The organism is Sphaerospermopsis sp. LEGE 08334 (assembly GCF_015207205.1).
Taxonomy (GTDB): Bacteria; Cyanobacteriota; Cyanobacteriia; order Cyanobacteriales; family Nostocaceae; genus Sphaerospermopsis.
In genome coordinates this window covers 21,617-43,040 of the sequence record NZ_JADEXH010000020.1, presented here as the reverse complement: position 1 = coordinate 43,040, position 21,424 = coordinate 21,617, and the positions used below count along the sequence as shown (strand labels likewise).

At 38.3% G+C, this 21,424-nt stretch carries 22 protein-coding genes; 11 read left to right on the top strand and 11 right to left on the bottom strand.

Features of this window, described 5'->3' with window-relative positions:
* Window positions 1–131: 131 nt before the first annotated feature.
* Window positions 132–2,132, top strand: coding sequence for an FAD-dependent oxidoreductase (locus IQ237_RS12950; RefSeq protein WP_194055710.1), 2,001 nt, complete (start codon window positions 132–134; stop codon window positions 2,130–2,132).
* A 75-nt stretch (window positions 2,133–2,207) separates the two neighbouring features.
* Here the strand turns inward: IQ237_RS12950 and IQ237_RS12945 are convergent, their stop codons facing one another.
* Entirely contained in the window at window positions 2,208–2,645 is a 438-nt protein-coding gene (locus IQ237_RS12945; protein WP_194055708.1) for a DUF29 domain-containing protein, read from the bottom strand.
* A 120-nt stretch (window positions 2,646–2,765) separates the two neighbouring features.
* Between IQ237_RS12945 and IQ237_RS12940 the strand changes: the two genes are divergently transcribed.
* The 4 genes from IQ237_RS12940 to IQ237_RS12925 all read left to right on the top strand — a co-directional run bounded on the left by IQ237_RS12940 (window position 2,766) and on the right by IQ237_RS12925 (window position 3,964).
* Complete coding sequence (locus IQ237_RS12940) at window positions 2,766–3,008, top strand: type II toxin-antitoxin system HicB family antitoxin (protein WP_194055706.1); 243 nt, start codon at window positions 2,766–2,768, stop codon at window positions 3,006–3,008.
* Between the two features lie 35 nt (window positions 3,009–3,043).
* Window positions 3,044–3,226 carry a type II toxin-antitoxin system HicA family toxin gene (locus tag IQ237_RS12935; protein WP_309225758.1) on the top strand — a complete coding sequence of 61 codons (183 nt, stop codon included), beginning with the start codon at window positions 3,044–3,046 and terminating at the stop codon, window positions 3,224–3,226.
* A 111-nt stretch (window positions 3,227–3,337) separates the two neighbouring features.
* The gene (gene clpS, locus IQ237_RS12930) at window positions 3,338–3,661 is read left to right on the top strand and encodes an ATP-dependent Clp protease adapter ClpS (RefSeq protein WP_194055704.1); all 324 of its coding nucleotides are present in this window, start codon (window positions 3,338–3,340) and stop codon (window positions 3,659–3,661) included.
* A gap of 6 nt (window positions 3,662–3,667) precedes the next feature.
* On the top strand, window positions 3,668–3,964 hold the full coding sequence (locus IQ237_RS12925; RefSeq protein WP_096571500.1) for a DUF2103 domain-containing protein: 297 nt from the start codon (window positions 3,668–3,670) through the stop codon (window positions 3,962–3,964).
* 53 nt (window positions 3,965–4,017) lie between these two features.
* Here the strand turns inward: IQ237_RS12925 and IQ237_RS12920 are convergent, their stop codons facing one another.
* Together IQ237_RS12920 and IQ237_RS12915 are read right to left on the bottom strand one after the other, a co-directional pair.
* Complete coding sequence (locus IQ237_RS12920; RefSeq protein ID WP_194055703.1) at window positions 4,018–4,338, bottom strand: hypothetical protein; 321 nt, start codon at window positions 4,336–4,338, stop codon at window positions 4,018–4,020.
* 422 nt (window positions 4,339–4,760) lie between these two features.
* Window positions 4,761–5,234 (bottom strand): molybdenum cofactor biosynthesis protein MoaE, encoded by a 474-nt coding sequence (locus IQ237_RS12915; protein ID WP_194055701.1) that lies wholly within the window; start codon window positions 5,232–5,234, stop codon window positions 4,761–4,763.
* A gap of 96 nt (window positions 5,235–5,330) precedes the next feature.
* Between IQ237_RS12915 and IQ237_RS12910 the strand changes: the two genes are divergently transcribed.
* From IQ237_RS12910 to IQ237_RS12900, 3 genes are all read left to right on the top strand, one after another.
* Window positions 5,331–7,409 carry a PAS domain-containing protein gene (locus tag IQ237_RS12910; protein ID WP_194055699.1) on the top strand — a complete coding sequence of 693 codons (2,079 nt, stop codon included), beginning with the start codon at window positions 5,331–5,333 and terminating at the stop codon, window positions 7,407–7,409.
* Window positions 7,410–7,651: 242 nt separating this feature from the next.
* A complete protein-coding gene (locus IQ237_RS12905; protein WP_194055816.1) occupies window positions 7,652–8,098 on the top strand; it encodes a response regulator in 447 nt (148 codons plus the stop codon).
* Between the two features lie 16 nt (window positions 8,099–8,114).
* The gene (locus IQ237_RS12900; RefSeq protein WP_194055697.1) at window positions 8,115–10,001 is read left to right on the top strand and encodes a response regulator; all 1,887 of its coding nucleotides are present in this window, start codon (window positions 8,115–8,117) and stop codon (window positions 9,999–10,001) included.
* 113 nt (window positions 10,002–10,114) lie between these two features.
* Here IQ237_RS12900 and pyrR read toward each other — a convergent pair whose 3' ends face one another.
* The 3 genes from pyrR to IQ237_RS12885 all read right to left on the bottom strand — a co-directional run bounded on the left by pyrR (window position 10,115) and on the right by IQ237_RS12885 (window position 12,362).
* On the bottom strand, window positions 10,115–10,651 hold the full coding sequence (gene pyrR, locus IQ237_RS12895) for a bifunctional pyr operon transcriptional regulator/uracil phosphoribosyltransferase PyrR (RefSeq protein WP_194055695.1): 537 nt from the start codon (window positions 10,649–10,651) through the stop codon (window positions 10,115–10,117).
* A 119-nt stretch (window positions 10,652–10,770) separates the two neighbouring features.
* On the bottom strand, window positions 10,771–11,733 hold the full coding sequence (gene cbiB / locus IQ237_RS12890; RefSeq protein ID WP_194055693.1) for an adenosylcobinamide-phosphate synthase CbiB: 963 nt from the start codon (window positions 11,731–11,733) through the stop codon (window positions 10,771–10,773).
* 185 nt (window positions 11,734–11,918) lie between these two features.
* Window positions 11,919–12,362, bottom strand: a complete 444-nt coding sequence (locus IQ237_RS12885) for an Rrf2 family transcriptional regulator (RefSeq protein WP_096571486.1) — start codon at window positions 12,360–12,362, stop codon at window positions 11,919–11,921.
* Window positions 12,363–12,887: 525 nt separating this feature from the next.
* Here IQ237_RS12885 and IQ237_RS12880 point away from each other — a divergent pair.
* A complete protein-coding gene (locus tag IQ237_RS12880) occupies window positions 12,888–13,301 on the top strand; it encodes an AbrB family transcriptional regulator (RefSeq protein ID WP_194055691.1) in 414 nt (137 codons plus the stop codon).
* Between the two features lie 179 nt (window positions 13,302–13,480).
* Here IQ237_RS12880 and IQ237_RS12875 read toward each other — a convergent pair whose 3' ends face one another.
* Window positions 13,481–15,385: a chloride channel protein gene (locus IQ237_RS12875; RefSeq protein ID WP_194055689.1), complete on the bottom strand. Its 1,905-nt coding sequence runs from the start codon at window positions 15,383–15,385 to the stop codon at window positions 13,481–13,483.
* Window positions 15,386–15,778: 393 nt separating this feature from the next.
* Here IQ237_RS12875 and IQ237_RS12870 point away from each other — a divergent pair, with 393 nt between their 5' ends.
* On the top strand, window positions 15,779–16,153 hold the full coding sequence (locus IQ237_RS12870) for a hypothetical protein (RefSeq protein ID WP_194055687.1): 375 nt from the start codon (window positions 15,779–15,781) through the stop codon (window positions 16,151–16,153).
* A 105-nt stretch (window positions 16,154–16,258) separates the two neighbouring features.
* Here the strand turns inward: IQ237_RS12870 and IQ237_RS12865 are convergent, their stop codons facing one another.
* Window positions 16,259–17,869 carry a glycosyltransferase family 39 protein gene (locus IQ237_RS12865; protein ID WP_194055685.1) on the bottom strand — a complete coding sequence of 537 codons (1,611 nt, stop codon included), beginning with the start codon at window positions 17,867–17,869 and terminating at the stop codon, window positions 16,259–16,261.
* Window positions 17,870–18,127: 258 nt separating this feature from the next.
* Between IQ237_RS12865 and IQ237_RS12860 the strand changes: the two genes are divergently transcribed.
* Window positions 18,128–19,657: a hypothetical protein gene (locus IQ237_RS12860; protein ID WP_194055684.1), complete on the top strand. Its 1,530-nt coding sequence runs from the start codon at window positions 18,128–18,130 to the stop codon at window positions 19,655–19,657.
* Between the two features lie 351 nt (window positions 19,658–20,008).
* Here IQ237_RS12860 and IQ237_RS12855 read toward each other — a convergent pair whose 3' ends face one another.
* Genes IQ237_RS12855 through IQ237_RS12845 form a run of 3 tightly spaced genes read right to left on the bottom strand, consistent with a single transcriptional unit; the run spans window position 20,009 to window position 21,414 of the window.
* A complete protein-coding gene (locus tag IQ237_RS12855) occupies window positions 20,009–20,824 on the bottom strand; it encodes a formylglycine-generating enzyme family protein (RefSeq protein WP_194055682.1) in 816 nt (271 codons plus the stop codon).
* A 16-nt stretch (window positions 20,825–20,840) separates the two neighbouring features.
* Window positions 20,841–21,134, bottom strand: a complete 294-nt coding sequence (locus tag IQ237_RS12850) for a hypothetical protein (RefSeq protein WP_194055680.1) — start codon at window positions 21,132–21,134, stop codon at window positions 20,841–20,843.
* Window positions 21,121–21,414 (bottom strand): BrnT family toxin, encoded by a 294-nt coding sequence (locus tag IQ237_RS12845; RefSeq protein ID WP_190649343.1) that lies wholly within the window; start codon window positions 21,412–21,414, stop codon window positions 21,121–21,123. The genes IQ237_RS12850 and IQ237_RS12845 overlap by 14 nt, the downstream gene beginning before the upstream one ends.
* Between the last annotated feature and the right edge of the window lie 10 nt (window positions 21,415–21,424).

Here is a 21,424-nt window from a genome sequence, read left to right as displayed (position 1 = left end):
CCTCTCCTCTTCGTGTCCTTCGCTTCTTCGTGGTTCATTTATTCCTACCTATACTTAACTCCCACTGACAAAGAACCTTTCCCCCACAACCACCGTCTACAAAATGACATAGTAGACATATTGCATCAACCATGAAACGTCTCATCAGCATCACCCTACTAACCACCTTCCTCACACCGTATTCCGTTACCGCAACCCCACCCAGAAACCCAGATAAAACAGTCAACTGTGAAATTTTAATTGTCGGTGGTGGACTTTCTGGAGTTGCAACAGCTTACGAAAGTTTACTTGCAGGAAACACCGTTTGTTTAACAGAAATAACCGACTGGTTAGGGGGACAAATTTCCTCTCAAGGTACATCTGCGTTAGATGAAAGACCAACTCAACGCGCAAAACTATTTTTTTCTCGCGGATATTTAGAATTAAGAAACCGCATACAACAAAAATATAATCAACTTAACCCCGGTGACTGTTGGGTAAGTGACTCTTGTTTTCTTCCCCGTGATGCTCATAATATCATTTCCCAAATGTTAAAAGATGCAGAAAAACAGGGTCGAGGAAAATTACATTTATTCCCAAATACCGTAATTAAAGATTTACAAATTAGTGCAGATGGTAAAATTATAAATAGTGCGATCGCCATTCAACATCAACCAGCAAAAAACGCCCCACCTTTAAACACCTTCACCCTCTCCCAAACCATAGAAGACGCTTACAATTATCAAAATTCCTCCCGTTTTAATAAAAATATCATTCGTTTTTTACCCAAACAATCACAGAAAAATAATAATAAATGGTATGTTATAGATGCAAGTGAAACTGGGGAAATTATCGCTTTAGCAGATGTACCTTATCGTTTAGGAATTGATCCCCTTTCCTATCTCGAACCTTCATCTTCTAGCACTACAAATGATCCCTATTGTACCCAAGGTTTTACATATACTTTTGCAATGGAGGCAACTCAAGAACCACAACCTCAAATCATGCCCCCATTTTATCATCAATATGCCCCATATTTTAGTTATGAACTATCAAGATTAGCCAATTTTGATTTAGTTTTTACCTATCGTCGTATTTGGAGTCCCCAAAAAGGTAAACAAACTAAATTCGGTGGTATTAATTTTACAACTCCCACCCCTGGGGACATATCTATGCAAAACTGGACTTGGGGTAATGACTACCGACCAGGAACAGCACAGGATAATTTAATTTATACACAAAAACAATTACAAGCGACCGGTCAATTACAACCCGGTGGCTGGAAAGGAGGACTAAGAACCGAAACCCTCCGTAAAGGAGAAGAAAAAGCTCTCGCTTATTATTACTGGTTAGTAGCGGGAACTACTGACTCTCAACTCGGTGCAAATGTGAAAACACCCCAACCAAATAACCGTTTGTTAACTGGTATAAATTCACCAATGGGAACTGCATCTGGTTTATCAAAATATCCATATATGCGTGAAGGAAGACGCATTATTGGCCGTCCCAGTTGGGGACAACCCCTAGGGTTTGGTATTTGGGAAGTTGATATTTCTCGCCATAATTATAATGATGAATATTACCGGAAAACTCTGCCCGCAGATATGTACCGTCAGTTAAAAGCGACACTAGCAGGTATAGAAGCAATATTAGTAATTAGGGGTGAAGTCAGTCCAAATAAGGCAAGAAAGCGTCGCCGTTCCACTATTTTCCCGGATGCTGTGGGTATCGGTCACTACGCTATAGACTTTCACCCCTGTATGTTGAACAGTCCACCAGAAGCACCTGGTAATATAGAACGTCCGGGAGAAAGACGGGGTGGAGGTAACGCTTATCCTTTTCAAATTGCCCTGAGAGCAATGATTCCCCAAAAAATTGATAATTTATTAGTAGGAGGTAAAAGTATTGCTACCAGTCACATAGCTGCTGCTGCTTATCGCGTGCATTCTTTTGAATGGTCTGCTGGTGCTGCTGCGGGAACTGTCGCTAGTTTTGCACTCAAGGAAAATATTCCACCCTATCAGTTAGTTGATGATTTACCAAGATTAGAACCAAAATTGCAGGTTTTAAAAGGTATTTTAGAGAAAAACGGTAATCCTACTGCTTTTCCTGATACTTCTATTTTTAATCAAAATTGGCAAGATTGGAAGTAAAACAGAAGTCAGAAGTCAGGATAAAGAATACTCCTATTCTCTATTCCCTCTTCACTGTCACCTGTCACCTGTCACCTATTCTGGTAAAAATTCCGAGTTTAGGGTTTGTTCACAAGTGTAAGGACATATTTCGGGAAATATTTTTTCACCGAGTTGAGTTTCTCTTATTGCTAATGCTAAACCTAGTTCATAAGCTGTGAGAAACATTTCCTCCAAATAGGGTTTTAAGCTAGGACTATCTTCTAAAAGTAGTTTAATTTGAATACGTTGTTCTTTAATTGTACTCAACCAACTGTTAGTACGTTTTTCTGCTTGAAATTGCCATTTTAATAGATGTCCTAACAACACTGCTAGTCTATTTCTCAATTCTTGTCTTTCTTTTCTTCCCAAGGTTTCCAGTTCTTCAATGAGGTTAACGGTGTCTAATGTATGCCATTGTTGAGTTTTGAGTAAATTAACTTGTTCTTGAGTCCAAGCATGAAAGTCTGTTGTATATAATTCAAAGGTGTTCATTTTTCACCTGTTATTAGTTTATATATTCTTTATTGTAGTCTTGCTTAAGTGCTGTCAATTCTCAACCCAACCATAAAGTAAACTAGATATTTGAAGTATTTTTTTTGTAAAACGTCAGCAATGTTAATAGATTACATTCACAAAGCAATGCACAAAGCAACTTATGAGTTGTTGGAAGATGGGACTTTTTACGCAGAAATTCCCGAATGTTCTGGTGTATGGGCAAATAGTACAACTTTAGAGAATTGTAGGGAAGAGTTACAAAATACTCTGGAAGGTTGGATAATTTTAGGGTTGCGTCTAGGTCATACTTTACCAATTTTAGATGATATTGATATTAATATTAATCAGGAGGTGGCTTAATGCCTCCTTGGGGTCCAGTTAAGTGACGTGATCTCATTAATTATCTCAAAATTTTAGGTTTTGATGGACCATTTCCTGGTGGCAAACATCAATATATGATTAAAGGTGACTTTAAACTCACAATTCCCAACCCTCATCAAGCTGATATCAGTCCTAGTTTATTGAGTCGAATTTTACGTCAAGCTAATATTACCAGGGAAGAATGGGAATCTCTGTGAAAAGCTGATCATTTTCTTTACTGTCACCTGTCACCTGTTACCTGTCACCTGTCACCTCTTTCCAATTAAACTAGATATTTGAAGTGTTTTTTTGGAAAATGTAGTTTATTTATGGAGACAAGACTTGCAGCTATTTATGGAATGGCTTCCGCACCAACTGTAACACCGGATCGGGTGAGTCAAGTTACTCGGAAAACCTATCCTAATTATAAGGTGATTGTTCTCAATGATGATTTCAATACTTTTCAGCACGTGGCTGAATGTTTAGTGAAGTATATTCCGGGAATGTCGAGCGATCGCGCCTGGGAACTGACTAACCAAGTACATTATGAAGGACAAGCCATAGTTTGGGTAGGTCCCCAAGAACCAGCAGAACTATATCACCAACAGTTGCGCCGCGCTGGGTTAACAATGGCACCTCTGGAAGCTGCATAAACCATCATGAGTAAACCCACTGATGGCAGACTTGTTTGGAATCATTCTACCCACCTTCCCGGACTCATTCCTATTTTAGAGCGTTTGTGTCAACAGCATGGGGTCACTACTGTCACACCTGCTGTAATTGGTAGAGTTAAAGGTCATGCGCCACAAATGAAATTGCGCGTGTCTGTACCCATTCGTGGGGGTTATAAAGTTATTGCACGCCAGGGTAAAACGGTGCAAGAGGTTTTTGTTCTCACTCAGTTATCACAGGATCAATTAGAAAATGCGATCGCTGTGGCTATGAAAATTTCATGAAGATCACAAATAATCAGGAGAGGAGTTTAAAAAGCTCCTCTTTTGATGTTTGACTATTCTTCAACTTCATGTACAGCAAATTTATGTAATGGCAAACTTAAAATACAAGAAAATGTTAAAAAATATGACAAAGCTGTAGTAATTTTTAGAGTCATGGTTAAACCATCCCAATGGGGTAAAACCATTTTCTCAATGCCAAAAGCAAGACAGTAAACTAACCAATAACTAAAACTCATTCTTAATAGCGTTTCTTCTGTTACTTGTGCTTCATTGGTTTCTTGTTTCGTATCCCACAGTAACAACAAACCTACCATACAAGCTACGGCAGAAACAGCAACTACAAACTCATGACAAAAGAAGTTTACTAAACACATTTGCCTTTATTCCCGTCTGAATGATGTCCATATCGTCATTAGTCTAAAGGCATATTCCTTGAGGTTACACAAAATAGTTACAAACTGAAATAATGTAAATGATTGCAACAAAAAGCTCTCTACTTGTTAAGATACTTCACAAAATCTTTTGCTAATTATAACAGGTGACAGTTTTAGACAGTGGGTAATACCGTTTCTTTGTGTTCTTTGTGTTCTTTGCGGTTCGTTAGATAATTTGGCGCATCTTCATACAGAATTGGTATAAGTTTTAATTTTTATCTCCAGTGCCAGGTTTTTTAGTTCTTACCCTCAAAACTCTGACATTTTTTGAAAGTCAAAATAGCTCAAATTCTTTAACTGTAATGTTTTCCCATTTATTCAGCAAACCCTTATTAGATTTTTTGGGCTTAACCGAAAAAACCTCAACATTCTTGTTCACAAGCACCAATACTTACCCAGGAACTAGAACCATCTTGCCAATGTTCTTTTTTCCAAATTGGTGCATTGTGTTTAAGAGTATCAATAGCATACTGACAAGCTGCAAACGCCTCACTGCGATGGGGACATCCCACGGCTACTAAAACACTAATTTCCCCAATTTTTAACCGCCCGATCCGATGATATATGACTACGCGATTCACATCCGGCCATTGGCTGCGAATATCAGCGGCAATTTGATAAAATACCTGTAAAGCCATCGGTTCATAAGCTTGATACTCTAAAGCTACCACAGCTTTACCATCTGTTTGATTACGAACCATCCCACTCATTACTACTACTGCACCATTAGCTGGATCATCAGCTTTGGTATATATTTCCTCAAGAAATAATGGAGCCAAGGTAATGCCAAAACTATCTTCAGCTTTGGGTTTGGTCAGAAGACATGGAGTTTTCATAACTAATTTTTATGCAATTTTACGTAAGTAGTTGTTAAAAATTGTCGTTATTACAAAGCGATCGGCTGCTTACTGGCAATGGAGAAGGGATTTTCAATGACTAAAAAAATACCAGGACAAAGTGAGCAAGTGCATCACTGGGAAACACAAATTAAGATGGTATTAGAAGCAACTGGCATCAGCATCTGGACTTTCGATATCCCAACCAATAAAATTACTATATCGGATAATCTGGAAAGTCTTTTGGGTTTGGAGAAAGTTAATTATCACCACACATATCAAACTATTTTAAACTGCATTCATAGCCAAGATCGAGAATTGGTGAACCGCACTTATCAACAAGTTATTGAAGACGGAGAAACATTTGAAATTGAATTTCGTGTGGTTTTGGCTGATGGTAGTATTCGCTGGTTAGCTAGTAAAGGTTCAGTTTATTGCAACTCATTAGGAGTACCCTTACAAATATGTGGGGTATCTATGGATATTACTCAGCGTAAACAAATTGAGCATCAAAGAATAGAAGAAGCAATCAAAAAAAGTGAAGAAAGATTTAAAATAGTTGCCCTGGCTACTAATGATGTATTAAGGGATTGGGATTTACTCACCAATCAGGTATGGTGGAATCAATCAGTACAGTCACTTTTTGGTTATAGATCCGAAGAAGTGTATTTAGATGTTAATTGGTGGCGTGAGAGAATACACCCAGATGATAGACAACGAATTAATTCTGATCTACGTGGTGTAATTGATAGTAATAAACAATTCTGGTCGAATGAATACCGCTTTTTGCGTAGAGATGGTACTTATGCCTATATTTTTGACCGTGGTTATATTGTTCAAGACCAAACAAATAAACCAGTGCGGATGATTGGGTTCATGATGGATATGACTGATCGCAAACGAGCCGAAGCAGAATTACAAAGACAAAACTTGCGATCGCAATTATTCGCCAATATCACCCTGAAAATTCGGCAATCTTTACAAATAGAGGACATCCTCCAAACCAGCGTTACCGAAGTACAAAAGCTACTCCAAGCAGATCGGGTATTAATTTTACAACTGAATGGAAATGGTTCTTTCCTCGCAGTCAAAGAAGCTGTAGTTCCCGGTTTACCTGTTGTTCTCGGACAAAACATCAATGATCCTTGTTTCAGTAAAAATTATATCCAACAATACAGTCAAGGGCGAATTAGTGCTATTAGCGACATCGAGAAAGCAGAGATTCAACCTTGTCATGTAGAATTTCTGCAACAATTTGCAGTTAAAGCTAACCTTGTCGTTCCTATTTTTCGGCAAAATCAAATGTGGGGTTTGCTAGTTGCCCATCAATGTTTACATACCCGTAAATGGACAAACTGGGAAATTGGACTCTTGCGACAACTTGCAGATCAAATTGGTATAGCTTTAGCACAAAGTTTGATTTTAGAACAAGAAACCAAACAACGACAAGAACTAGCTCGTTCTAACGAAGAACTACAACAATTTGCTTTTATTGCTTCTCACGATTTACAAGAACCACTGCGGAAAATTAAAACATTTTGCGAAAGGTTGCAAGTCACTTGTGGAGACTTTTTAAGTGAACAAGGAAGGGATTATTTACAACGAATGCAAAATGCAGCCTTGAGAATGGAAACATTAATTGAAGGATTATTAACACTTTCACGAGTCACAACTAGAGCGCAGCCTTATGTAGCAGTAAATTTAACACAAATTGCCCAAGAAGTATTATCTGATTTAGAAGTAAGTATCCAGCAAACTGGAGGACAAATTGAAATAGGGGAATTACCTATTATTCAGGCCGATCCTCTACAAATGCGTCAATTACTGCAAAATATCATTGGTAATGCCCTCAAGTTTCATCGTCCAAATCAACCACCTGTGATCAAAATATATGGTCAATTTTTCAACAATGATATTGATGATTTATCCGTTGGTAACACCTATTATCAAATTATTGTTGAAGATAATGGTATTGGGTTTGCAGAAAAATATCTTGACCGCATTTTCAATGTTTTTCAAAGGTTGCATAGTCGCAGTGAATACGAAGGTACGGGCATCGGTTTAGCAATCTGTCGCAAAATTACTGAACGCCATCACGGTACTATTACAGCAAAAAGTCAACCAGGACAAGGAGCAAAATTTATTATTACCTTACCAATTAATTATCATCTCTAATTTTTCCTCCCAGAGATGGATTACTACTACACCCCAAAATGATGTTAATTGTACAAATGTGGACAGCAGTTGCAGGCAATTCAATAATTGTCAGCATTCAACCCAGGGCAGTCAGTCCTCAGCAAGCGGCTGAAAAATACAAATACCAGCCTGTAAATTTATTTAATTAGCACTTGCTGAATGCTTAGGAATAATTGAATAATTAATTAATACTTGTAATGAGTAAAAAGGAGACATTAGGAGTGAAAGATCGGCAACCAAACGTCACCATTTTAATGGCTGATGACGACGATGATGATAGCTTATTAGTTCATGATGCTTTGCTAGAAAGCCGATTGCCTATCAAACTACATATCGTCAGGGATGGTGAAGAATTGATGGATTATCTATCTCATCGGGGCTTGTATACTGATGTGAATAAAGCACCGCGACCAGGTTTAATTTTCCTGGATTTAAATATGCCGAAAAAACATGGATTGGAGGTACTAAAAGAACTGAAAAATCACCCCCAACACCGGATAATTCCCGTTATAGTCATGACAAGTTCTAACACAGAAGAAGATATATATAATACATACAATTTAGGTGCAAATTCCTTTATTCAAAAACCTAGAAATTTCACATCCTTAGTTGAGGTGATGAAAACTATAGGAAAATACTGGTTTGAAATTGTAGAACTGCCCCTATAAGCAGTAAGAGGCGATCATGAATGACAGACTCATTAAAGTTTTGTTAATTGATGATGATGAAGATGATTATATTCTAACTCGTGATTGGTTTCGGGAATTTCAAGTAACTGGTTGTGAGTTAGAATGGGTGGAGAGTTATCAATTAGCTAGGGAAGCGATCGCTCGACACCAACATGATATCTATTTAGTAGATTATCGTTTAGGGGCAGATAATGGTTTAGAACTGTTGCGTGAAGCTATTAATAATGGTTGTAATTGTCCTTTTATTTTACTCACAGGTCAAGGAGATCGACACATAGACTTGGAAGCTATGAAAACCGGAGCAGTCGATTATTTAGAAAAAAGTCAATTAACTGCACCTTTATTAGAACGTTCGATCCGCTACGCCATTGAACGCAAACAAACAGAACACAAAATTCGCCAACAAGCAGCTTTACTTGATGTCGCTACAGACGCTATTTTTGTAGGGGATTTAGATGACAAAATTTTATTTTGGAACAAAGCGGCTGAACATCTATATGGTTGGAGTCAAGAAGAAGCCCTAACAAAAAAAATCCAGCATCTTTGTCCAGAAAAAAAATTTTCCCAAATTTCAGAAGCATTAAAAATACTCCTGAAACATGGTTCTTGGGAAGGAGAATTGGAGCAAATTAGCAAATGTGGTAAAACAATAATCGTTGCTAGTCGTTGTACTTTAGTACCCGCATTTGGAAACAAGCCCCAATCTATTTTAGTTGTTAACACTGATATTACCCAAAAAAAGCAATTAGAACAGCAATTTCTCCGCACCCAAAGACTAGAAAGTATAGGCACTTTAGCTAGTGGTATTGCCCACGATTTAAATAATGTCCTCGCACCTATTTTAATGACAGCGCAAATTTTGGAAACTCAAGTGAAGGACGAACGCGCTCGACGACTAATACCTATATTAATTAGCAATGCTAAACGCGGTGCAAATTTAGTTAAACAAGTATTATCTTTTGCTAAGGGAATGGATGGCGATCGCACTCTTTTACAATTAAAACATTTACTCATTGAAATTCAGCAAATTATTCAAGAAACATTTCCTAAAAACATGGAAGTTATCACCCAAATTCCCCAAAATCTTTGGACTGTATCTGGTGATGCTACTCAATTACATCAAGTGTTAATGAATTTATGTGTTAATGCCCGTGATGCTATGCCCAACGGTGGTACATTAACAATCACTGCCGAAAATCTTTTAGTTGATGAAAATTACGCCCAAATCCACATTGATGCTCAAGCTAAACCTTATGTTGTCATTACTGTGACTGATACAGGAATTGGGATTAAATCTACGATTATAGACCGGATATTTGAACCATTTTTTACTACCAAAGAATTTGGTCAAGGTACTGGGTTAGGTCTTTCCACAGTATTGGGAATTGTCAAAAGTCATGGTGGTTTTATCAATGTTTATAGTGAAGAAAAAAAAGGCAGTCAATTTAAAATTTATTTACCTGCACAAGATACCAACGAAATTTTAGAAGAAACTGAAATATCTTTACCGCAAGGTAATGGAGAAATGATCTTAGTTGTCGATGATGAATCTGCAATTTGTGAAATTACAAAAACATCACTTGAAAGCTATAATTATCAAGTAATTACCGCCCGTGATGGCATTGAAGCTATTGCCCTATATGTAGAACATCGTGATCAAATAGCCTTAGTTTTAACTGATATATTCATGCCATCAATGGATGGACTCACCAGCATCCGTACCCTGAAAAAAATTAATCCCAATATCAAAATTATTGCTGTTAGTGGACTAGCACCCAGCGATAAAGTCAACGCAGTTTATGATATGGGTGTTAACGCTTTTTTGTGCAAACCTTTTACATCAACCCAATTATTACAAACTATTAGCGCAGTTAACAGTTAATAGGTAATGGGTAATGGGTAATGGGTAATGGGTAATGGGTAATGGGTAATGGGTAATGGATAATAAATATTATTCCCAATCACCAATCACCAATCACCAATCACCAATCAAATTCAATTACCAATTAACTCCACTGCATCCCTTCCATCCTCATCTTGTAAATAAACTTTGACAATTTCTTCCTTAGCAGTAGGCAATTTTTTACCCAAAAAATCAGGATGAATAGGTAATTCCCGATGACCCCTATCTACTAATACAGCTAAACGAATCACCTCTGGTCTACCATACTCATTAACCGCATTTAAAGCAGCGCGAATTGTCCTACCTTTAAAAATGACATCATCTACCAAAACAACAGTTTTCCCTGTCAAGTCAAAAGGAATATCAGTTTTGGCTGGAGTTCTTAAACCAATTTTATCTAAATCATCACGATAAAATGTAATATCTAATGCTCCAACATCCACACTGATACCTTCAAGAGTTTCTATTTGACGTGCCAATAAATTGGCTAACGGCACACCTCTAGTATGAATACCCAAAAGTACCAATTGTGACAAATCTCGCGTCCTTTCCACAATTTGAGACGCAAGACGGTTTAAAGTACGACGCAGTTCTTCTGATGAGAGAATTTCAACGACTTTGGTAGACATGGTGATTGGTGATTGGTGATTGGTGATTGGTGATTGGTGATTGGTGATTGGTAAGAAATAAATTCAAAATTCAATCTACCTATTCCCTATTCCCTGTTCCCTATTCTCTTCTTTACGAATTATGAATTATGAATTAAAAATATTCCTACTCCCAACCATAATAAAAACGAATATCGAGTTAATTGTAAAGCTTGGAAAATCGAAGTTGGGGTAATGGGATAAATAGCATCTCCCAAGAGTGGTTTATGTTTAGCTACTCCACGATACCAGTTTATACCTCCCATCTGCACACCTAAAATAGCAGCATAGGCGCACTCACTCCAACCAGAATTAGGACTCGGATCTTGAATAGCATCCCGACGACAAATACGCCAAACATATAAAGGTTTAATTGATAACAGCCCTAAAGTCATCACTGTTAACCGACAAGGAACCCAAGTTAAACAGTCTTCTAACTTAGCACTGAACCAACCAATATAAGTATAAGGTGCTTCTCGATAACCTACCATTGAATCTAAGGTACTACTGGCTTTATATGCTAGTGCTAAAGGCACAGGTCCAACCAATGGTATTAATGCACCCACAATTGCATAAAACAAAGGAGCCATGACCCCATCAGTAGCATTTTCCGTCACCGTTTCCAGAATTGCTCGCAAAACTTCTGTTTCTGAGAGATTTTCTGTATCCCGACCTACATAATTACTTAAAATCTGTCGTGCTGATTCTAAGTTACCTTTTGTTAAAGGTTGGATAACATCCACAGCAGCTTTTCGCAAACTATGAAGAGCAAAACAACTAGCTAAAAAAATGCTCTCCACCACAATTCCTAACAATGGATGTAACCATCTGGCAATTTGAACTATTAACCAACCAGATAAACCGCTGCCAATAATGAGGATAATAGCAAGTACAATTCCAGCTAGACGTTGTATTTGAGAACTTTGACAGTGTTTAAGCAAAAATGTACTTAAACCAGAAATTAACCACCCCATCACTCGCACTGGATGAGGCCAACCCCAAGGATCACCAATTAGGTAATCTAACAAAGCCGCAATAATTAATATATAGATGTTATTAGTCATTAGTTATTAGTCAGGAGTCAGGAGTTCAAGGAGTCAGGAGTGATTTATTTTGGATTTTGGATTTTGGATTGTTTTTGTCAATTCCAATCTAAAATCTAAAATCTAAAATCTAAAATCTAAAATCTAAAATCTAAAATTTTCTTTCCCAGTCACCAGTCACCAGTCACCAGTCACCAGTGAACTGACTAAACTACAAAACTTGCTTCTTCCCCTAGAGATGCTTGCCAACTGCGGGCATCATAATAAAGGTCTGCCAGAGTAATACTATACAAAGCTTCTTTTAACTTTTGGTTCAGTCTTTGCCACAGGGTAAAAGTTACCCAATCTTCCGCTTGAGCAGGTGGTGGACTGTTCAGAGGTATGTGAGTCATATTTTCCCCAGCAGCCTCTAAAATTTGTCCTATAGAAATTTGTGCAGGTTCTCTTGCTAATTGATAGCCACCAACACTGCCACGAATTGAGTTGACTAACCCAGCGCGGCGCATTTCTATTAGCAGCTTTTCCAAATAGGGAGCCGGAATATCTTGACGTTTAGCGATCGCTCTGACAGATACAGGTCCATATTTCGGCTGTAAACTTAAATCCAGCAACGCCTTAACACTATAGTGTCCTCTCGTGGTTAATTTCATTGATCAGGGAATAGGTGACTGGGGACTGGGGACTGGTGACTGGTGACTGGTCACTGGTGACTGGGAATACAATGAAAGGATTTTGGATGCAAGGATTTTGGATTGTTCTTGTCAACTCCAATCTAAAATCTAAAATCTAAAATCTAAAATTATTCTGACTCCTGACTCCTTGAACTCCTGACTAATGACTAATGACCAATAACCAATGACTAATAACTAATGACTAAAGACTTTAGAATCATCTTCCTTTAGCAAACCACTTTTTTACGTTACTTTAAAAAACTTAAACAAATACAGTTTACCAGTAATTCACAAACTATATATATCTCTCTCTGAGCATGATCAGAATTTTATTTTAGAAAATATCTTGACAAGATTGATAATTGTGCAACAATTTCTCATAAGAGTGTAATATACTTGGCTATGCTGAGATAAAAAAATAAAGGATTCCGTTCCTGTTAGCTCAGTATCAGTTAAAATAAAATCGATTCAACCACTTCAATCATTTAATTCCGACCAAAGTTGATGCCTAAACAGAAAAAAAATGACCCCCTTGTTGGTGAAGAACTGCTCCAAAAAGTTAAGGAGCTAGAGAACGAAAGCAAGGAAGAGAAAGCTAAACAGTGTGGCTACTATACTGTTACCAAAAATGGTATAGAGCGCGTGAATATGATGAAATTCTTGAATGCCTTAATTGATGCCGAGGGCATTGAGTTGGACAGTACACCAGGTGCTAATGGACGTGGTGGACGCAGTGCCAGCTATAGAATTAGCGTGCAGTCTAACAACAATTTACTCATAGGTTCAGCTTATACAAAACAGATGAATCTTAAACCTGGAGATGAATTTATCATTACCTTAGGCAAGAAGCATATTCGACTACGCCAAGTAGATCCAGAAGACAGAGAAGATGGTGAAGTAGAAGAAGCTACAGCTTAATCAAAATTTAGTTGTAGAGGTTTTCAGCTAGAACATCAGTTGTCAGTTGTAGGGGTTTAGCAATGCTAAACCCAGACTTTCGGTTATTGATTTTTGTGTACTAACCAATCGGTTATCAGTTGTCAGCAGTTAAAAACCTCTTCCCCAATCACCAATCACCAATCACTAATCGCCAAAGACTAATGACCAATAACTATATCGGTTGTTGGCAACATTGGTAAATAGTGCTGTAAAGCTTTGCGCGTAGCTGCTAAATTGCAAGTTAAAGCGATTTGCTCTTTTTCGAGTAAACCTAAAATGCAGTCGGGGTTGTTTCTTGCTACCACTGGTAGCTGATGCAAACCTCGCAGCGCCATACGATCTAAAGCTTCAGATAAAGGTTCATCTTGCCAAGCATAGAGAATGTCAGTGGTACAGATATCTATGAGTGTTTGACTAGAAAAATTAGGCTGTATTTCACCAGGAGAATGTTGGTAATTTTCCCAAAGAGAAAGAGTGCGGTTAATATCGTCCAGAGAAATAATACCGACTAATTGTTCATTGGCATCAATGACTAAAGCACTGGGTGAGCGATCGCGGATCATTTCCATAGCAGCTTCTAAAACCCCAAGATTTGCCGGCATTTTTTTAGGATAAGAGTGCATAGCATCTGCCACAGAAATTTGCTGTACAATTTCCACCTGCTCATCTTTTAATTCTGAAAGACCAATCTGTTGTAGATTGGAATTAGAATTAACAGTCGGTTTAATTCTTTCTACTAACCAGACACTTAAACCCACCGCAGCCATCAAAGGTAAAACAATTCGGTAGTCACGAGTTAATTCAAACAACATTAAAATAGCTGTTAAAGGCGCTCTCACACTACCCGCCAAAACAGCAGCCATACCCACCATTGCATAAGCTGGAGGAGCAGCCATATATTCAGCAACTCCGGGAACTATCAAAGCCAAAACTTTAGCATAGGCAGATCCAAAGGATGCACCTAAAAACATGGCAGGCGCAAACAAACCACCCACAAAACCACTAGCAGAACTAACTGCCGTCATCAACACTTTCAGCCCCATCAGTACAAGTAACAAATTCAAGGAAAACTCTTGATCTTGCAACATTGCTTGTACAGTTTCATAACCAATTCCTAAAATTTGTGGGTATTGCAAAGCCACTAAACCAACTATTGCACCACCAATAATTGGTTGAATAGGTTTAGGAATCTTTGCTAAAAATTCAAATCCTTTAAACCGTCCTGACAACAACTCTTTAGCTAAACGAATAGATTGTTTATAAGTCAAAGCAACCAAACTTGCGCCCAAACCTAAACCCAGATAAAGCGGTAATTCCAAAGGACTACGGACTTGGTAAGCAGGTAAAGCAAAAGCAGGTTGAGAACCCAAACCAATTTGAGCAATTAAAGCTGCTACTACCGCTGCAAGTAACACCACACTCACAGCAGAAGTAGCAAAAGATGTAGCTCCCATAACTACTTCTAAAGCAAAAAATACCCCAGCAATGGGAGCATTAAACCCAGCTGCTAAACCAGCCGCCGCACCAGCACCCAATAATAACCGCTGTCTCTCTTGAGAAACTTGCAGTACATCTGATAACAACACCCCAAAATTAGTACCAATTTCCACACTTGGACCTTCTGGACCCAAAGATGCACCACTACCTAAAGAAACAGCAGCAGCTATCATCTTAGTAACAGGTCGTAATTGTTGCTTAACTTCTCCACCCTGAGATAAAGCAATTAAAGATGAAAGTCCAGGTCCAAAATCTTGAGTACGCCAACGCATTAAACCTACAATTAATCCGCCCAGGGTAGGAACACAAGCTAAAGTCCAAGCACCCCAGACTCCTATCTGTCCCATGAAATTTTCCAGCATCAAGTGATGAATCAACTGGATGAGATAATGAAAAGTGACCACACCCATACCCGTACCACCACCAATGAGCATGGCTAAAAACAGCACCACTGTTTCAGGGGATGGCTGAAGACGATTGATCAGATGAGTTAAACGAGCAGAAGATGTGGGAAAGGAAACGGGTTGAGTTACTTTCCTCAGTTGTGTAGGAGGCAAGAGAGTCATGGAAAAACGGGGTAAATGTAAGAAAAAATTTATTTTTTTATTGGTTAATTATTATTGTGAGCCATGATTAAGCAACCAGACAAGTATGGTTGATATCCTTCATTTACACAGTTTTCATCAACTCAGACAAGCAGTTAAAATTTTTATGATCAGAATAGTTGAAATAGGAGAGAATTATTAGTTAATACAAGTTGTTAGTTATCACAGTGAGTAGTTGTGATGGGGAGATAGATTGAGTATTCACTATCAGCTATCAGATGGAACAGAGAACAGGTAATATTTTTCGTTTTCCTGCCTCTTACCTCCTACTTCCTGCCCCTACTACCAGCCATACTTCTTAGTGAATATAGCTATTGTTATAGAAAGAGTAAATGGACTAAACGGACGATCTAGATGAATATACACACCTTTGATAATAATTATGTTACTTGTCCGATTTGCCACAGAAATAACAGGACTAAACCTGTTAAAACTTATATCGGCTTATTTACTTGTCCTTATTGTCAGGAAAAACTCGTAGTTTGTAAAAGTGGTCACTACGTCCGTGATCCGTTTACTTGGAAAAAAATTCTGATCTCTTCGGCTTTGCGTCGTCAAAGCCGACCTTTAGCCAGGATGATTAGAGATTTGCCGCTTTCAAAACGTTTTTTGTTGGCTTTAGCTATGGGAAGTGCAATTTTATTTACTACAATTGCTATTACTCAGGAGATCACAAACTATAAACAGGAACTGCTTCCAGAAAGTGAGAAAGTGACAGGTGACAGGTGATACAATTTTGGATTTTGGATTTTGGATTTTGGATTGTTTTTGTCAACTCCAATCTAAAATCTAAAATCTAAAATCTAAAATTCTCCTGCCTCCTGTCTGGATGATTTACTGAGTGTCTTTTGTAATCAATTGCCAACCGGCGGATTTTCCCACTACTTGAATAGATGGGAATTTAAGATTTTCTAAAGCAGAAGCATTCACAAGCAAATAGGGATGCACATCATACTGCCAATGATATTGTAGGTCGCCGGGGGAGGCAGGAATAATGGTGCGATCGCTATAAAAATTCAAGGATGAACGAGGGTAAGGAAAAGATGTGTAGATTTGCTGTACTGCCGGATTGGCACGTGCTATCATTGCGGCCACAGGTTTGACTGGATAGGCTTCTCCTAGTTCCCACATCCAGTAGTCAGATTTGATCAACAACAACAGAGAAATATAACTGCCCCAAATTAAAATTTGCCAAAATTGCCGATCGCCTCGTTCTGCCAAAATTGCTGCTAAAGTCATAGTCAAAGCTACGGCGGCCAAAATCATCTGTAAGTCTGTTGTACCTGCACTACCCCAACTCAGATAAATACTAGCCGCAGATGCTACCAAAGCCAAGACTGCAAAACTGGATATCCAAGCACGGGGATAGGATGAGAATAAACGCCAATTCTCAGTCTGAGTTAAAAAGAAACCACAGGCCAAAGCAAAGCTGGGATAAATTGGTAAAATATACCAGGGCTGTTTGACGCTAACCAGAGAAATAAGTAGTAAATACACACTAATCCAAACTAGGATGAGTTTCGCCCAGCTAAAATTGCGATTTTCCCAGGTAAAACCCAGAGTTTGCGGTAAAAATACCAGCCAAGGCCATGTCCATTTAAGAATTTCTAGGAAATAATACCAAATAGGTTCAGGCTGACCATGAGCAGCAGCAATCTGCTTCCAGGCTTGATCGTCTAAATCAATTTGAGAGAAAGGATAACCATAGCGCAGTAGTTGGGCAACATACCAACCCAATACTGGTAAAATACCGATGAAGATTCCTGTCCACAGATAGTAACTGGTAAGTAATCTTGGTGTATCCCAAAAGAGAAAGACTACAGCAATAGCACCTAAAAATATGCCTACCATGCCTTTAGTTAGGCAAATCAGCCCAAAACTGATACCGACACCAAGACAATAACGCAAGTCCCGGCGCGATCGCAACACACACAAAATCATCAGCATTAACAACGTTACCACTACCCCATCTAGGGTTGCTAATCTGCCATGACGCACCACTGGTAACATCGTCAGATAAATCAAGGCGCTATAAACCGCAGCCCAACGGAGGCGAAATATTTCTCTACTAATACAATACAGCAAAGGCACAGAAATGGCTGTCAGCATAGCTCCAGGTAGGCGAGTTGTCCATTCATTAACACCGCCCAGGGAGTAAGCCCAAGCAATTAGCCAGTGCATGAGGGGAGGCTTGTTATAGTATGGTTCACCTCCCAAGGTAGGGTAAAGCCAGTGCATAGAACCTGCTTTGGCACGCCAAATTTCTTTAGCAACTTGTGCCACAGTGCCTTCATCCCAATCTCTGAGCGGCAATCCGCCAAGATTGATGCTAAACAGCAATATTGCCACCAACAGCAATAATATTAGCCATAGTCCATCCATCCATCTGCCAGAGGTGCGATGCTGTTTTTCTAGATGCGTTCCAATATAGCGTCCTTCTTGCATATTCTATGCTAATCATTTTACTCACTGGTTTGATTTCGTAGAGACCAGAGCGAATCTCCAATTTTGCCATACCTTCACAAACTATTTTCACAAGCAATGGCTAGATCCCAAATTACCTCAGTTTTCTCTGAAAAATAATAATTTTTTGCATAAAAATTTTTTAGTTATTTTTTAAACAATTTAACAAGATTTTTGCCAATTAAATGATATAAAGAATACAACGCTAAATTGGTCAATTACGCTGAAGGAGTTTGGGAAATGCGCCTACCTGTCATTTTAGATATCGCCCTGGGTTTAATTTTTATTTACCTGATTTTAAGCTTGTTAGCTTCCGAAATTCAAGAATTGATTGCTACAGTCCTGCAATGGCGTGCTGTACATTTAAAAAAATCCATCGAAATTTTCTTGGCTGGAGATGTGAAAAATTCAGATGCCAAGGATATAATTGACATGGTCAACAAAATTTATAGCAATCCTTTAATTAAAAGTATTAACCAAGAAGCCAAAGGCATTTTATCTCAGTTACCAAGAAAATTAACTTGGTTTATGGGTGATATAACGAGTAAGATGGGAAGAACAATCACTAAATCACAGGTAAATCATAAGACTTTTCATCAAGATAAAAGTGCGCCTTCTTATATTCAGAGTGATACTTTCGCTACCAGTCTTTTAGAAGAATTACAACTGCCACAAATCATCCATAGTCTAACAGAAGTAAGACTAGAAAAATTTAAAAACCAAAGGTTACAAGAAGTACAAACAATATTAACTCGCTCACTCAGACAAATCCAAGAAATAGAATTACCAAATTATATTGCCCAGGATATTAAAGATGATTTAGCAACTCTCACTTCAGAATATACAGAAATTGTTGAAGATTTTAAAAAGTACAAGTTTGATATAGATACAAGCGTTAGTCAGATGCAGGATAGCTTGGATAAATACATCAATAACTTTCAGGCGAATATAGAAAATGAAAATCCCATACTAATAGAAACTTGGAAGCGACTGCAAGCTTTACAGAGACACATTTTTCCCAGTGTTGAAGAAGCAATTATCATCGGTGGTTTAAAACCTAACATGAACGAAATTGTCCAATTACTAGATACAAGTAATACTGTTGTTGAGGAAATTCAAATCACTCTTAAAGATAAAAATAGTCAAACCCATAAAACCATTAAAGAATTAATAGATACCTTACCAGATGGCATGAAGAGAAATATTGCTAACATAGCCAAGCGAGCGCAATACAAGGCTAAAAGTACAGAGGAAGGTATTGAAATATTACGGAGAGAAATTGAGAATTCTTTTGATAGTTCTATGCAAAGAGCAGGTGGTGTTTACAAACGAAATGCCAAAGGAGTCGCCATTTTAATCGGTATTATCCTCGCTTTTGGTGCTAATGCAGATACATTTCATATTATTGATCGCTTATCGAAAGATACAGTTTTGCGAGAAGCAATTGTTTATAAAGCTGTGCAAACTATAGATCAACAATCTGATCCTTCCAACCTCAAAAATCTTGACACTAAGGAGATTTTAGAGGAAATTAGTTTACCAATAGGTTGGACAAATGAAAACTTAGAAGATCAAATTGGTTGGAATCCAACGAAGATCAATGGCGTACCTATAATCAGTTTATTAACGATGTTATCTGGTTGGATAGTCAGTGGTGTAGCTATTGCAATGGGAGCGCCCTTTTGGTTTGATTTACTGAGTAAAGTTATGAATGTTCGCAATGCTGGTGGTAAATCAACAAAATCAGCTAGAAATCGAGATGCAGATTAATTGATATCATTCCGGCGCTGCCCGCCTGGTTTTAGGTGCTATGATCCTCAAAAAGCTTGCACTTTGTGATAGCGAAGCGTGGCGTAGCCATGTGTTTGCAGAATTTCAAAATAAAAAAAACTCCTTGATAGCGAAGCGTGGCGTAGCCATACTCCTTGAACTCCTGACTCCTTGATAGCGAAGCGTGGCGTTAGCCATACTCCTGGACCCTCACAGATAACTTTTTCAGCAAACCCTACTTACAACCTGAAAAAAATTTTAAAAGCTGACTCCGCTATGGCGGAGTCAGCTTTGTCAAGGCAAGGATAAAGGAAAGAAGGGTAAAGGGCAAAAGGGCAAGAGTATAAAGGGCTACAAAGTCCACGCAGCACCATACACAACACGAAAACCGAGGTCGCTGCCGCCGAAGCCCGCATCAAGATAGTTGCGACGCGCCGAACGGCAAAGCCCAGGATAGTCGAGCCAAGAACCACCGCGCAGCACCTTTTCATTGTTATTAGACTCGTCGCTTATCCATGCGCTACCATCTGTAGGTGCATTTTCATAATTATTATGCCAATCATCTTCACACCACTCCCACACATTGCCGTGCATATCATATAACCCAAATTCATTTGCTACTTGAAAACTGCCTACTTCTGTGGTTTCTTTTCTATAAACTCCTTTTGTTCCCTTACCATAAGTTTTGTTACCACCATAATTTGCCAAATCCGTTGTTATTGTCTCGCCAAAATGAAAGGGTGTGGTTGTTCCTGCACGACAAGCATATTCCCATTCCGCTTCGCTGGGCAGTCTGTAGGGTCTTTTGGTGTAGTTTGATAGTCTAGCGCAAAACTCCACCACATCATGCCAAGAAACACTTTCTACAGGGCGGTTTGCTCCTTTAAATCTCGATGGGTCTGGTTTTAGTTCTTGGTTGACTTGAGGTAACTGTGCTACCGCTTGCCATTGTGCCTGGGTAATGGGATATTTACCCATTGAAAAGGGCTTGATGGTGACTTCGTGTTGCGGTCTTTCCCTGCTATGACTTCCCTTTTCATTTTCTGGTGAACCCATGATGAAAGTTCCCCCAGGAATTAGCACCATTTCTAATTCAATGCCGTTTCCTAAGTTTTCTATAAAATATCGGGCGGTTTTTTTATGGCGATTAATAATAGTTTTGGGCATGATTTTTGCTTATTTTTTATTTAATTGTTTCTGCTTTAATTTCCTGCATAATTTGAGAAACTGCTTCTTCTGATTGCAGATGACGGGATAAAACCTGTGCAGTTGTATTTAATAATCTTTCATTGAATAATTTAGCTATATCTTCTCTTAAACCTTGCCCAATATAAAATTTTAACAAGGCTTCTATAGACATATCTTTATCCGCAGCTATTTCTTCAAGAGAAGCTAAAGTATCTACAGGTATTTTGAGAGAAACAACCTCTGTAGCACGGGGACGTAGTTGTAATTTTATTTCTTCATGATTGCTCATATAATCTCCTTTCGCTTTTTGTGGCTAGACGTGCAGAAATAATTCTGTTTCGGGTTTTTCGTTCTACATAAACAACTAACAATAATCGTTGTGATAATGAATAACCCAAAATGAAATCTCGTTTTTCATTATTATCACTGGCATCTCCTTCTTGATAAAAGGGGTCAAAGAATACTTCTACTGCTTCTTCAAATCTCACACCATGTTTAATAAAATTGCTCTCAGCTTTATTTATATCCCATTCAAATTCAATTCCCTGATTTTGGTAAACAAAAGTCATTAGTTATCTA